The sequence below is a fragment of the Rahnella victoriana genome, assembly GCF_021276285.1.
GTDB lineage: Bacteria > Pseudomonadota > Gammaproteobacteria > Enterobacterales > Enterobacteriaceae > Rahnella > Rahnella victoriana.
Genome location: NZ_CP089919.1, coordinates 2,408,856 through 2,422,630, shown reverse-complemented (window position 1 = coordinate 2,422,630; position 13,775 = coordinate 2,408,856). Strand labels below are relative to the sequence as shown.

Sequence of the window (13,775 nt, the reverse complement as noted above, 5' to 3'; positions counted from 1 at the left end):
CTTTCCGACCCGGTCACTTCGTGATGTTGTTCACGTTGCTCCCTGTCGATGGAGCGGCATTATAGGGAGTTCTCAGCAGGCCGCAAGGGCTAATTTCACTTTTCTTACCAAGCGTTCATAAATTCATCAAATGAATTAATAACGAACAAGTAATGCATAAAAAACGGGCTCCGGATGACGCCGGAGCCCGTTTTAGCTTCCTGATGACCTCATTACTGCCTTGCGATGATGTGGTCATTTTCCACATCGACAGTAATCGGCTTACCTGGAATCAGCTTACCTGACAAGATTTGCTGCGCCAGCGGGTTCTCAATCTCCTGCTGGATGGCACGTTTCAACGGACGCGCACCATAAACCGGGTCAAATCCGGTATTCCCCAGCAATTCCAGAGCCGCATCGGTCAGGGTGGCTGTGTAGCCATGTTCTTCCAGACGTTTGTACAAACGTTCCAGCTGGATCTTGGCGATATTTTTAATATGCGCATGACCCAATGGATGGAACACGACCACTTCATCTATACGGTTGATGAATTCCGGACGGAAGCTGTGTGTGACCACTTCCATTACCGATTCTTTCATCTGCGCATAGCTGGCCTCACCAAAGTGCTGCTGGATAATGTCAGAGCCCAGGTTAGAGGTCATGATGACAACCGTGTTACGGAAGTCGACCGTTCTGCCCTGCCCGTCAGTTAAGCGGCCGTCATCCAACACCTGCAATAAGATGTTGAAGACATCCGGATGCGCTTTCTCAACTTCATCTAACAAGATGACAGAGTAAGGACGACGGCGGACAGCTTCTGTCAGATAACCGCCTTCCTCATAACCGACATAACCCGGAGGCGCGCCGACCAGACGCGAAACGGAGTGTTTCTCCATAAACTCGGACATATCGATGCGGACCATTGCGTCATCACTGTTAAACAGGAATGTCGCCAGCGCCTTACACAGCTCTGTTTTACCCACACCGGTCGGACCGAGGAACAGGAATGACCCGATCGGACGGTTTGGATCTGACAACCCTGCGCGACTACGACGGATCGCATTTGATACCGCTTCCACCGCTTCATTCTGGCCTATCACACGGTTATGCAGCTCTTCTTCCATACGCAACAGTTTTTCACGCTCGCTTTCCAGCATCCGGGCAACCGGAATACCGGTCCAGCGCGCCAGCACGTCGGCAATTTCCACATCTGTGACGCGGTTGCGTAACAGCTTCATGGTTTTGCCTTCAGCCTGCGTCGCCGCTGCCAATTGTTTTTCCAGTTCAGGGATTTTCCCGTACTGTAATTCTGACATGCGCCCCAGATCGCCCACACGGCGCGCCTGTTCAAGCGTGATCTTAGCCTGTTCCAGTTCAGCTTTAATATTCTGCGTGCCGGTGAGGGACGCTTTCTCGGCTTTCCACTCTTCTTCCAGCTCAGAATATTCACGCTCTTTCTGGCTCAGCTCAGTTTCCAGCATCTCCAGACGTTTCACACTGGCATCATCAGACTCTTTCTTCAGGGCCTGCTGTTCCAGTTTCAGCTGAATAATACGGCGTTCGAGACGATCCAGAGATTCTGGTTTGGAATCCATCTGCATACGAATGCTCGATGCCGCTTCATCTATAAGGTCGATCGCTTTATCCGGTAACTGACGATCGGAAATATAGCGATGCGACAATGTGGCCGCCGCAACGATTGCCGGGTCAGTAATCTGCACATGGTGATGCAGTTCATAGCGTTCTTTCAGACCACGCAAAATAGCGATGGTGTCTTCAACAGAAGGCTCAGCGACAAACACTTTCTGGAAACGACGTTCTAACGCCGCATCCTTTTCAATAAACTGACGATATTCATTTAATGTCGTCGCGCCCACGCAGTGAAGCTCACCCCGCGCCAGCGCAGGTTTCAGCATGTTTCCTGCGTCCATGGCACCATCGGCTTTACCGGCACCCACCATGGTGTGCAATTCATCGATAAACAGAATGACGCTGCCTTCCTGTTTAGACAAATCACTGAGAACGCCTTTCAGTCGCTCTTCAAATTCCCCACGGTATTTAGCACCGGCCACCAGTGCGCCCATATCTAAAGAAAGCACGCGTTTATTTTTCAGACCTTCCGGTACTTCACCATTAATGATGCGCTGTGCCAGACCTTCTGCAATCGCAGTTTTACCGACGCCTGGTTCACCGATCAGCACCGGGTTATTTTTGGTACGACGTTGCAGAACCTGAATGGTCCGTCGAATTTCTTCATCACGACCGATGACCGGATCCAGTTTGCCCTGCTCGGCACGTTCGGTCAGATCGATAGTGAATTTTTTCAATGCCTGACGCTGGTCTTCGGCATTCTGGTCATCCACTTTCTCACCTCCACGCATTTGATCGATAGCCGCTGTGATTTTCTCGGCCGTTGCACCGCAGGCTTTTAACACATCAGTTAAAGAACCACGGTCTTTCATCACGGCCAGAACAAACAGTTCGGAAGAAATAAAAGTATCAGCACGTTGCTGTGCCAATTTGTCACAAAGATTTAAAACACGTACCAGTTCATGGGATGGTTGAACATCACCGCCGGTACCTTCAACTTGCGGCAAACGCCCCAAAGCCTGATCAACGTCCGTGCGCAGTTTCTGGGTATCAACCCCAGCAGCGGTTAATAACGGGCGCACGGTGCCGCCTTCCTGAGTGAGTAATGCACTCATCAGGTGAACAGGTTCGATAAATTGATTGTCGCGCCCGAGCGCGAGTGACTGGGCATCCGCGAGGGCAAGCTGGAATTTGCTGGTAAGACGATCCAGACGCATAACACCTCCAATACTGAACAAAATTGCTACTGGAGATTAGATGAGGTCAACCCTCACGTTTTCAAGGTTATCTTGGCAGTATATTCGGAGGACTGCTGCTATGCGTAATGGATCGTCTTGATTCGATAGGTTATATCAGCCAAATTAAACTTGCCAGCCGTCCGGTAATTCCGTCGCGCCGGTAAGAGTAAAATTGGGTGCGGTCGGTCACAGTGCAATACTCGCCGCCATAAATAGCGGTGAGACCGGCGGACTGTAAACGCAATCTGGCTAACAGGTAAATGTCCGCCATAAATTTGGTGCCCGCAGGGGTAAAAGCAACGGATGCATTACTGTTCTCAGCCATAAAAGCGTCACGCACTTCTCCGCCGACTTCAAAATGCGCAGGGCCGATTGCCGGTCCCATCCACGCCATGATGTCTGCGGGAGCAGCCTCAAAACAGGCAACCGTATTTTCCAATATTCCCGCACACAAGCCACGCCAGCCCGCATGGGCCGCCGCCACTTCATCGCCGTTTTTACTGCAGAACAACACCGGTAAGCAATCTGCCGTCATTGCCGCACAGACAACGCCGCGCTCGCGGGTATACGCCGCATCGGCAATCAGTAATGAGACAGGGGGCGTTTCGGTCGTTAAACGAATAACATCGGTGCCATGAACTTGCTCCAGCCAGTGTGGCACAGCAGGCAGACCGCCAAGTTCGATTAAACGCTGGCGGTTCGCAGCGACATCTTCAGGAGAATCCCCGACATGGCTGCCGAGGTTGAGCGACCCGTAAGGAGGCAAACTGACGCCTCCTTCACGGGTTGTTGCACATGACCGCACCGATGCCGGTTGCGGCCACTGAGGCTGGATAAGGGCGCTCATTACCAGTTCATCTGATCCTTGAACTCTTCAGTATCTGCTTTGAGCGCATTAATCAGATCAACCATATCCTGAGGAATTGGCGCATGCCATTCCATCTGAATCCCGGTGACCGGATGGTAAAGACGCAGCATAGTCGCATGAAGAGCCTGACGATCGAATCCGCGCAACATGTTAATGAACGATTCGGACGCGCCTTTTGGCAGACGCGGACGGCCGCCATACAGCTGATCGCCTAACAGCGGATGGTTAATGTGCGCCATATGCACACGGATCTGGTGCGTACGACCGGATTCCAGACGCAGACGCAGACGGGTATGGGCACGGAAATGCTCCATAATGCGATAGTGCGTGGTCGCCGGTTTACCCGTCGGGTGAACCGCCATGTGCGTACGCTTGGTGGAATGGCGCGCAATCGGCTCATTCACTGTGCCGCCTGCCGTCATTGTACCAATTGCCACCGCTTCATATTCGCGGGTAATTTCGCGGGCCTGAAGTGCGGTCACCAGATGGGTTTGAGCGGGCACCGACTTGGCGACCACCATCAGACCGGTGGTGTCTTTATCCAGACGGTGCACGATGCCGCAACGCGGAACATCAATGATTGCCGGATAATAATGCAGCAACGCATTCAGTACCGTACCGTCGGGATTCCCTGCGCCCGGATGAACAACCAGATCGCGGGGTTTATTGATGACCAAAATATCAGTATCTTCATACACGATATCTAAAGCGATATCTTGTGGCAGCCAACGCGCTTCTTCTTCAATTTGCGCATCGATTGCGATAGCCTCGCCACCCAACACTTTTTCTTTTGGTTTGGTCACTTTTTTGCCATTGACCGTCACCCTGTCTTCAAGGATCCAATCTTTTATGCGAGATCTTGAATAATCAGGGAACAATTCGGCCAAAGCCTGATCTAACCGTTGACCGAGTTGAGATTCGGCCACCGTTGCGGTGAGTTGTACTTGTTGTGCCATATGCAGCTTCTTGGTTAACGTTGGGTTTTCACGGCGATGCCGTTTAAAATAATGTGCTATTGTAGCTGGTCTTTGTCGGGAGCTTAACGGACAGTCTCCCAGAATAACACCTGAGGATAATCAAAACGTCATGACGCGTGTGAAATATCTGGTGGCAGCAGCCACGTTGAGCCTGGCGCTGGTCGGTTGCTCCAGTTCCAAAGAAACGGTTCCCGATAACCCGCCTAACGTCCTTTATGCCACTGCCCAGCAAAAGCTGCAGGACGGTAACTTTAAAGGCGCTATTGCGCAATTAGAAGCGCTGGATAACCGCTATCCGTTTGGGCCTTACTCGCAGCAAGTTCAGTTAGATCTGATTTATGCCTATTACAAGTCTGCTGACTTGCCTATGGCTCAGGCTTCTATTGATCGCTTTATGCGTCTGAACCCAACCCATCCGAATATCGACTACGTCATGTATATGCGTGGTTTAACCGATATGGCGTTGGACGACAGCGCATTGCAAGGATTCTTCGGTGTTGATCGTTCTGACCGTGATCCACAGCATGCCCGTGCGGCATTCCGTGATTTCAGCCAGCTGATCCACACGTATCCAAACAGCCAGTACGCCACTGATGCGACTAAACGTTTGGTATTCCTGAAAGATCGTTTAGCGAAATACGAGCTGTCAGTGGTGCAATACTACACTAAACGCGGTGCTTACGTCGCTGTCGTTAACCGTGTTGAGCAAATGCTGAAAGATTATCCGGATACGAAGGCCACGCATGACGCGCTGCCGTTGATGGAAAATGCCTACCGCGAACTGCAGCTGAATACTCAGGCTGATAAAGTCGCAAAAATTATTGCTGCCAACAGCGCTGCGTAATTTTACATGTCCGTACACAAACGGTAGCTCAGGCTGCCGTTTTTTTTTGGGCTTTTGCAGGGGGAAAACGCAGAAACATAGGAATGAATCACATACTGATCCCATCAATCATGCCTGCTCGCAGCATAACTCTCAAGGCCTTTCCGGCCAGAAATTACCCTGAGTCACAGAAACTTCAACGTTGACAAAAAGTGACAAAAAACCACGCGTTTCAGCACGCTTTTCATAAAAAAGGCTGGTATGTTGGATTCATCGGAGACGGAAAGAAGAGAGGTAAGTTATATGACAGTCAACATTACCAGTAAACAAATGGACATCACTGCTGCTATTCGTGAACACATCGAAGGCCGTCTGAAAAAACTGGATAAATGGCAAACTCAGCTCATTAACCCACACATCATCCTGTCGAAAGAACCTCAGGGTTTTGTTGCCGATGCGACCATCAGTACCCCGAACGGAAAATTGGTTGCCAGTGCCACACACGATGACATGTACGCTGCGATTAACGAAATGACCACCAAGCTTGAGCGTCAGCTCAACAAAGCGCAGCACAAGGGTGAAGCGCGCCGTGCAGAATCCGGCGTTAAAGAACTCAATCTGGAACCGGTGCAGGAAGAGGAATAACCGGGTTATCCGATATGCCATTAACGACGCGCTCTGAGGGGCGCGTTTTTTGTGCCTGAAGGAAATGTTATTGACACAGGGAAAACCCAGCGGTTACTTTAAGACTCAACGTAAACATATGGAAACCACGCACACATGAACACCCGTCTGTTTTTCTTCGCATTCTTTTTTACCTTCCCCTGATTGGGAGGCGTTTCGTCGCGAAAGAATGAATGCGAAGACGAACAACAAAGCCTCCTGAAAAGGGGGCTTTTTTTATGCCTGCGTTTTACACATTTTGCTGAAAGAAAGAACATCTAAAAGGGTAATAACATGACCGAGAACTCCTTACTGGCACTGCGCGAACGCATCAGCGCGTTAGACCTGAAACTGCTGGCCCTGCTGGCAGAACGACGCACAATGGCGATTGAAGTCGCGCAATCCAAGATGCACTCTCACCGCCCTATCCGCGACAAAGAACGCGAAGCAGAACTGATTAATACGCTGATTCAGGAAGGGAAAAAGCAGGGCCTGGACGGCCATTACATTACCCGCGTCTATCAGCTGATCATTGAGGATTCAGTCCTCACGCAACAGGCGCTTTTGCAACAACATCTGAATAACACCCCTTCAGACTCCGCCCGCATCGCGTTCCTCGGCCCGAAAGGTTCCTATTCACATCTCGCCGCCCGTCAGTTTGCCGCCCGCCATTTCGATCAGTTCATTGAATGTGGCTGCCAGAAATTCCAGGATATCTTCTCGCAGGTAGAAACGGGTCAGGCCGACTATGCCGTGTTACCCATTGAGAACACCAGTTCCGGCTCAATCAATGATGTTTATGACCTGCTGCAACACACCAGCCTGTCGATTGTTGGCGAGCTGACGAACCCTATCAACCATTGCGTGCTGGTGGCGACGGACACTGATTTGTCGCAGATCCAGACGGTTTACAGCCATCCTCAGCCTTTCCAGCAATGCAGTCAGTTCATCAACCGCTTCCCGCACTGGAAAATTGAATACTGCGAAAGCACTGCGGCGGCGATGGAAAAAGTGGCCGCGGCCAATTCTCCACACGTGGCGGCGCTCGGCAGCGAAGCCGGTGGCGCGCTGTATAAACTGCAGGTGCTTGAACATAATCTGGCAAACCAGCAGGAAAACATCACCCGCTTCATTATTCTGGCGCGCAAAGCGATTGAAGTGACCGATCAGGTGCCGGCCAAAACCACGCTGATCATGGCCACCGGCCAGCAGGCGGGTGCGCTGGTGAATGCGCTTCTGGTGCTGCGCGATCAGGGCATCATCATGACTAAGCTGGAATCACGCCCGATTAACGGCAACCCGTGGGAAGAGATGTTTTATATCGATGTGCAGGCCAATCTGCGGTCAGAAGAGATGAAAAAGGCGCTGAAGGATCTGGCTCCTATTACCCGCTCGCTGAAAGTTCTCGGCTGTTATCCAGGCGAAAACGTCGTTTCCGTAGACCTGTAATTTCAGGCAAAAAAAGGGCGCTGCACACAATGGCAGCGCCCTTTTTCATTACCGGACAACTTACTTACGGTTGTCGTTAGCTTGTCTCAATAACGCACCGCTTTCTTTCAGGAAACGCGGCGCATAATCGCCGAACCAGTGCTCAACCTGCCTGAACTTATCGATAAACGCCTGTTTATCACCGGTTTCCAGCAGAGCAAGGGCATCGCCGAAACGCTGATAGTAACGTTTGATCAGTGCCAGATTACTTTCTGACGACATAATAATGTCCGCGTAAAGCTGAGGATCCTGTGCAAACAGGCGCCCGACCATCGCCAGTTCGAGGCGATAAATCGGTGAAGAGAGCGCCAGCAACTGCTCGATTTCCACGTTTTCTTCCGACAAATGCATGCCATACGCAAAGGTCGCGAAATGGCGTAATGCCTGAATGAACGCCATATTCTGATCGTGCTCGACGGCGCTGATTTTATGCAACCGTGCGCCCCAGACCTGCAACTGCTCCAGCAACCACTGATAAGCCTGTGGTTCCCGGCCATCGCAGTACACCACGACCTGTTTTGCCAGACTGCTGACATCAGGCCCAAACATCGGATGCAGACCTAGCACCGGCCCTTCATGCACTGCCAGCATCGCCTGTAACGGACGGTTTTTCACCGACGCCAGATCCACCAGAATACAGTCATCAGGCAGTTTCGGCAGGCGGGCAATCACGTCTTCGGTCAGGTGGATTGGCACACTGACGATCACCATACCGGCATCCGCCAGCAGCGTTTCTGCCTGCGGCCAGTCTTCCTGCTCCAGCACTTTCACCTGATAACCGGAAAGCTCCAGCAAACGGGTGAACAAGCGCCCCATCTGACCGTTCCCGCCGATAATCACCACCGGATGCAGTGCCGGATGCAGCGTTTTGAAGCCTTTATCGTTTTCGCTTGAGTAAGACTCACGCATCACGCGGCGCAAAACATCTTCAATCAGATCCGGCGGAACACCGAGGTTCTGCGCTTCCTGACGGCGTGAAGCCAGCATGGCGGCTTCCCGTTCAGGCACATAAATCGGCAAACCATAACGGCTTTTGACTTCCCCGACTTCTGCCACCAGCGCCAGACGCCGTGATAAGAGATCCAACAACGCTTTATCGACGTCGTCGATCTGATCGCGCAATGCGTTAAGTTCTGCCACCATAAAAACTTACTCTCCTGCGATTCGTGCCGCCAGCGCATCGCCCAGTTCCTGATGCATCTTACGCAACAGGTCTTCAGTCGTTTCCCAGTTAATGCAGGCATCCGTAACAGACACACCGTATTTCATGTCTGAACGCGGTTGTTCAGAAGACTGGCTGCCTTCGTTCAGATGACTTTCCAGCATCAGCCCGGTGATAGAGCGGTTACCGGCTTTAATCTGATCGATGACGGACTGAGCCACAACAGGCTGGCGACGATAGTCTTTGTTTGAGTTACCGTGACTGCAATCTATCATCAAGGAAGGACGGAGTCCCGCGCCGGTCATCTGTTTTTCACAGGCCTGAACATCCTGCTCGCTGTAGTTTGGCGTTTTGCCGCCGCGCAAAATCACATGCCCGTCCGGGTTGCCCTGAGTCTGTAACAGACACACCTGACCGGCCTGGTTGATCCCCACAAAACGGTGCGCCATCTCCGCCGCACGCATGGCGTTAATTGCCGTGCCCAGGCTGCCGTCAGTGCCGTTCTTGAAGCCCACCGGCATGGAAAGGCCAGACGCCATTTCGCGGTGAGTCTGAGATTCAGTAGTACGCGCACCGATTGCTGACCAGCTGAAGAGATCGCCTAAGTATTGCGGGCTGTTAGGATCCAGTGCTTCTGTCGCCAGCGGCAAACCCATTCCGACCAGTTGCAGCAGCAAATCACGGGCAATGTGCAGCCCCGCTTCCACATCAAACGTGCCGTCCATGTGCGGATCGTTAATTAACCCTTTCCAGCCCACCGTAGTCCGCGGTTTTTCAAAGTAAACCCGCATCACGATGTACAAACGATCGCTCAGTTCGGTGGCCAGCGTTTTCAGGTGACGCGCGTAATCCAGCGCCGCATCAACGTCATGAATGGAACAAGGACCACACACCACCAGAAGACGAGGATCGCGACCATGTACGATATCGGCGATGGTTTTACGTGCGTCGGAAATGCTGTTTTCGTCGCTGACACTTAAAGGAAAACGGTTTTTCAGCTCTTCAGGAGTAATCAGGATTTGTTCAGCAGTGATATGAACATTATTCAGGGCGTCTTTTTGCATGGTCGTGTTCCGCTATAAGGAAAATGGGCTGCCACGGAGGCATCTGCGGACAACATTAACACAGCACGTAAACTTAGCAAGCCTTAGTTGTAAACTTAACATTACCAATGCCACCTTTAAACCCGATAAATGGAAAGTTAAATTTACATAAAGACCTTCTGAGCCAAAAGGTGTGTACCGTAAATATTACATACGGTTTATCAGCTGCGAAAAGGGAGTTTCAGGATAGTGCGGAGGGGGCACAACGTCAGAAATGCCCTCAGCAACAGGACGCTGCTGAGGAAACGAAATTAAAGGTTACGATCGAGGGTAATAAACACCTGTCCTGACGCTGTCACTTCATCGACACCACATTCGAAATGACTTTCCTGACGCGTCACGCTCAGGCGGTTGCCGGGAATACGGGCCACATCGTAAACATCCAGATCACCGTCGATATCCAGCAGCCAGCGGCCATTGCCCGGATGCGTGCTGCCCAGATCGACAATCCATGAATGATTGCCTTTCACGACATACGCAGGCAGGGTCAGCGAGTCATCCAGCAGTGAAGAGTCGACCGCCCAGACGCCTTCTTCTTCCAGTGCTCCGCCGCGCAATCTCAATTTTTTAAGCTGGCGGACATCTCCTGGCACGGCGGACGCAGAAGGGTTCGCATCCTGCATTGAGCCTTTGCCTGTTGCCAGCCAGCGCAAGGAAACGCCGGTATCCAGCGCACAGGCCACCACTACGTCACCGGGAAAATAATTTCTTCTTACCCAGGTACTTATCGTGCCAGATGACAACCCGTACAGATCCCCCAGTTCTTTCTGCATGCTAAAGCCGTAAGCCTGAAGCATACGCGTCAGGACGGCTTTTCCACCTTCAAGTTCATCTAATTGCATCTGGCGAAAACCCCTGAATCTGTAAATATCATCTTGACAACTTGCAAATGCAAGTTTAGATTGATTATGTAATGTACCGTCAGATGACCATGATACCAAATTTACGGTGCCGTGGAGAAATAAGGAGACGCGATGTTTTTAGGAACAGAGCAACAGCGTCAGACGGGGCTGCGTCAGATAGCCCATCTGAAAGAAATCTATTTCACTGAGCATAAAAATCCGGCTGAGCTTATTTTCGATCATGCCACTGAAAAATGGAAATTCACGTTATGTTTTCATGCTGGCCTTAAACGCCGTCATACCCTGTTGCCTTATTCCCGGTTAACACCTGAGGAGCAATTAAAAATTGTTCAGGCACTTTTATCCCTCCGCCATTTCACGGCGTTTTTTAAAGGAAAATTTAACTGATGGCAGACTGGATAGATGAATCACAGGAATATCAGTTAAAGATACTTGAGGCGCAGATTTTACGGGCAACCCGCGCACAGTCTGTTGCCTCCGCCTTTTACTGTACGGATTGCGATGCCGCGATCCCTGAGCAACGCCGGAAAATCATTCCCGGCGTACAACGGTGTATTGAATGTCAGGAAATAGATGAGATAAAAAGAAAGAATTATCGTCCGGTATAACACTTTCTCATTTTAATCAATAAAGTCGCCTTTTTACTGGAAATAACGTTATTTCCGGAAGGTATTCTCTTTGTCGGAAATAACCTTAATGCCAGATAATAACAGAGGCAGGATTGCCCCTTCGCCGCCCCCGCCTTTTAACCGTACAGGCCGGAAACCTTTTGATGGCGTCTGGTGGTGGAACGCCCCCCTTCCGGCGCTCAGTTCCCCGCTGGACAAGCCGCTGACCCGCGATATCTGCCAGCGTCAGCAAACCGCCCTTTCTCAGCTGGCGACACTGCCCCGCTGTCTGCGTACTCCTTTGCATCAGCGCTATACCTGGCTGCTGGACACGCAGGGTGTCCGCGCGGCGGTGCATTTTCTGATGACGGTTTTTACACAGCGTTTATGGCCACGTATTCAGCAGGTGAATGCGCGTCACAGAGTCAATCGTCAGATCTCGCAAAAGCTACTCACCGAAGAAGACCTGTTTAACCGCCTGCCCGACCTTAATGACGATGCCCTGAAACGTCTGGCAAACAGGCTGGCGGTAAACATGCTGGATGCTTACGAATATCACTGCGAACGTTGGCTGGAAAACCGCCCTGACCAATCCGATATTTTGCTGCAGGACGCGACACAACATGAGATTTACGGGCATGTTGCGACGATGGCCCGCGCCTGCGGCGTCCAGCCTCTCTTCTGGCGCGCCTGGCAAAAAGGCCGGATGTGTGCAGAGTCTGCGGTCGCAGCGGTGTCACGTCTGGTCAGTGGTGACTGGTGGGAGAAACAACTGCGTACAAAACAGCGGCTCTGGCGGGAAGCGCTGATGATCGCCTGCGGCTATGTGAGCCGGGCAACATCGCCGTATGCCAGCAAAAATGCCATTCGCGATGTGGTATCGCGCCGCTTATCCGCCATCAATTACCTGAAGCAATGCCAGCTGGAAAATGTTGAATCGGGGGAAACGCTGAGTTTGCTGGACACTGTACTGGCCAGCGTCTCCAACCCTAAACTTCGCCGCATGGAACTGATGACGCTGATTGCCGGGGTGGAAGATGTGGCGGATCAGCAGCGGGACTGCGGGCTGTTTATCACCCTGACCACCCCCTCAAAATATCACCCGCTGAAAATGAACTGCGGGGGTTCAGCGCCATTGTTTAACCGGAAATGGGATCAGCACGCCTTTACGCCCAAGGATGCACAACGTTATCTGGTGGCCGTCTGGGCCAAAATCCGCACCACCTTTAAAGACCGCAATCTTAAAGTGTATGGCGTACGTGTCGTCGAACCGCATCACGACGGCACGCCGCACTGGCATATGATGTTGTTCACACCGCCGGAGCAGCAACAAAAAGTGGCCGAAGTCATGCGCCGTTACGCGCTGGAAGACGATCCGGATGAACCCGGCGCGGCAGAGTCACGTTTCAATTGCAAGCCGCTGAACCGGGGCGGCGCTGCGGGATATATCGCCAAATACGTGGCCAAGAATATTGATGGTTACGCGCTCGATGGCGAAACCGATTTTGACTCCGGACGCCTGCTGACCGATGTAGCTACCGCCGTCACCGCCTGGGCATCGACATGGCGCATCCCGCAGTTTCACGCCATTGGCATTCCTTCCGTCGGCGCATGGCGCGAATGCCGCCGCATCAGGCACCAGAGTCTGAGCAGCCGGTTTGACAGCCGGGTGGAAGACGTCCGCGCGGCCGCCGATCAGGGTGATTTTGCGGGTTATATTCAGGCGCAGGGCGGGATCCATATTCTCCGAAAGGAACAAACCGTTCGCGTCGCCCGCCAGCTCAGCGAAGAAAAAAATGCCTATGACGAGCGGCGTCACAAAGTTGTCGGCATTTACGCCCCGCATCTGGGAGCCTCACTCATTTTCCTCACCCATACCGAACAATGGCGGATTATCCGTCATCGCCCCGCTTTGGCGAAAAACCCGCAGATCCGCTCGCCTTGGAGTTCTGTCAATAACTGTGGATCGCCGCCGATATCCGAAAAAGAGATAAACCCTACAAAATCAAAGAGAATGAAAATTAACGTATTAATTCAATGAATTATCTTATTTAAAAAGCGTTATGTGTTGACGTATTAGCTCAATTAAAGAATACTGTATATAAACACAGTATCTGGCGAGGGGAGAAAATGGAAAACCTGACTAAACAACAGCTAACGTTGTCCAGGATACAACTGATCGCAGACATTTCACAGACAGCGCAATGCAATCCCAAAGAGTTTCTGGTCATGATGTCCCTGATCTCAGAACTGGCCGGCCAGGCGCTGACCGATGAATCACAGGACGCATTGTATGGCAACGGGAGTACTGACGATCCCCATTGATCACCCGATCCTGCGGCGGTAATACTCAACACAACTGGCGCTTGCCCGACCGGTTTCCTCCGGACTAAGCGCCCCGCCAATTCCCCTT

At 51.8% G+C, this 13,775-nt stretch carries 14 protein-coding genes and 1 other annotated feature; of the genes, 8 read left to right on the top strand and 6 right to left on the bottom strand.

Going from position 1 to position 13,775, the window contains the following annotated elements:
• Window positions 1-212: 212 nt before the first annotated feature.
• The 3 genes from clpB to rluD form a co-directional block, all read right to left on the bottom strand.
• Entirely contained in the window at window positions 213-2,786 is a 2,574-nt protein-coding gene (gene clpB, locus J9880_RS11245) for an ATP-dependent chaperone ClpB (RefSeq protein WP_095923443.1), read from the bottom strand.
• Window positions 2,787-2,916: 130 nt separating this feature from the next.
• A complete protein-coding gene (gene yfiH, locus J9880_RS11240) occupies window positions 2,917-3,654 on the bottom strand; it encodes a purine nucleoside phosphorylase YfiH (RefSeq protein ID WP_232769334.1) in 738 nt (245 codons plus the stop codon).
• Window positions 3,654-4,631 carry a 23S rRNA pseudouridine(1911/1915/1917) synthase RluD gene (gene rluD, locus J9880_RS11235; protein WP_047612788.1) on the bottom strand — a complete coding sequence of 326 codons (978 nt, stop codon included), beginning with the start codon at window positions 4,629-4,631 and terminating at the stop codon, window positions 3,654-3,656. The genes yfiH and rluD overlap by 1 nt, the downstream gene beginning before the upstream one ends.
• 130 nt (window positions 4,632-4,761) lie before the next feature.
• Between rluD and bamD the strand changes: the two genes are divergently transcribed.
• The 4 genes from bamD (at window position 4,762) to pheA (ending at window position 7,587) form a co-directional block, all read left to right on the top strand.
• Entirely contained in the window at window positions 4,762-5,496 is a 735-nt protein-coding gene (bamD, locus tag J9880_RS11230; RefSeq protein WP_013574066.1) for an outer membrane protein assembly factor BamD, read from the top strand.
• 282 nt (window positions 5,497-5,778) lie between these two features.
• The gene (gene raiA / locus J9880_RS11225; RefSeq protein WP_095923447.1) at window positions 5,779-6,120 is read left to right on the top strand and encodes a ribosome-associated translation inhibitor RaiA; all 342 of its coding nucleotides are present in this window, start codon (window positions 5,779-5,781) and stop codon (window positions 6,118-6,120) included.
• Window positions 6,121-6,254: 134 nt separating this feature from the next.
• Window positions 6,255-6,379, top strand: a sequence feature (Phe leader region).
• Complete coding sequence (locus tag J9880_RS25195; RefSeq protein WP_369794779.1) at window positions 6,256-6,303, top strand: hypothetical protein; 48 nt, start codon at window positions 6,256-6,258, stop codon at window positions 6,301-6,303. Its footprint overlaps the feature before it by 48 nt.
• 53 nt (window positions 6,380-6,432) lie before the next feature.
• Complete coding sequence (gene pheA / locus J9880_RS11220) at window positions 6,433-7,587, top strand: bifunctional chorismate mutase/prephenate dehydratase (protein ID WP_095923450.1); 1,155 nt, start codon at window positions 6,433-6,435, stop codon at window positions 7,585-7,587.
• A 60-nt stretch (window positions 7,588-7,647) separates the two neighbouring features.
• Here pheA and tyrA read toward each other — a convergent pair whose 3' ends face one another.
• The 3 genes from tyrA to J9880_RS11205 all read right to left on the bottom strand — a co-directional run bounded on the left by tyrA (window position 7,648) and on the right by J9880_RS11205 (window position 10,733).
• On the bottom strand, window positions 7,648-8,769 hold the full coding sequence (gene tyrA, locus J9880_RS11215) for a bifunctional chorismate mutase/prephenate dehydrogenase (RefSeq protein ID WP_232769333.1): 1,122 nt from the start codon (window positions 8,767-8,769) through the stop codon (window positions 7,648-7,650).
• A gap of 6 nt (window positions 8,770-8,775) precedes the next feature.
• Window positions 8,776-9,852 carry a 3-deoxy-7-phosphoheptulonate synthase gene (locus J9880_RS11210; RefSeq protein WP_195818094.1) on the bottom strand — a complete coding sequence of 359 codons (1,077 nt, stop codon included), beginning with the start codon at window positions 9,850-9,852 and terminating at the stop codon, window positions 8,776-8,778.
• A 290-nt stretch (window positions 9,853-10,142) separates the two neighbouring features.
• Window positions 10,143-10,733 (bottom strand): phage repressor protein CI, encoded by a 591-nt coding sequence (locus J9880_RS11205; RefSeq protein ID WP_131693241.1) that lies wholly within the window; start codon window positions 10,731-10,733, stop codon window positions 10,143-10,145.
• A 132-nt stretch (window positions 10,734-10,865) separates the two neighbouring features.
• On the opposite strand from J9880_RS11205, the gene J9880_RS11200 reads away from it, so the two are divergent.
• The 4 genes from J9880_RS11200 (at window position 10,866) to J9880_RS11185 (ending at window position 13,687) form a co-directional block, all read left to right on the top strand.
• Window positions 10,866-11,141, top strand: coding sequence for a hypothetical protein (locus tag J9880_RS11200; RefSeq protein ID WP_232769332.1), 276 nt, complete (start codon window positions 10,866-10,868; stop codon window positions 11,139-11,141).
• Window positions 11,141-11,362, top strand: a complete 222-nt coding sequence (locus tag J9880_RS11195) for a TraR/DksA C4-type zinc finger protein (RefSeq protein WP_095923461.1) — start codon at window positions 11,141-11,143, stop codon at window positions 11,360-11,362. Before J9880_RS11200 ends, J9880_RS11195 begins: the two co-directional genes overlap by 1 nt.
• Window positions 11,363-11,450: 88 nt before the next feature.
• Window positions 11,451-13,403, top strand: a complete 1,953-nt coding sequence (locus J9880_RS11190) for a replication endonuclease (protein WP_232769331.1) — start codon at window positions 11,451-11,453, stop codon at window positions 13,401-13,403.
• Window positions 13,404-13,492: 89 nt separating this feature from the next.
• Window positions 13,493-13,687 carry a hypothetical protein gene (locus J9880_RS11185; RefSeq protein WP_095923465.1) on the top strand — a complete coding sequence of 65 codons (195 nt, stop codon included), beginning with the start codon at window positions 13,493-13,495 and terminating at the stop codon, window positions 13,685-13,687.
• The last annotated feature ends 88 nt before the right edge of the window (window positions 13,688-13,775 follow it).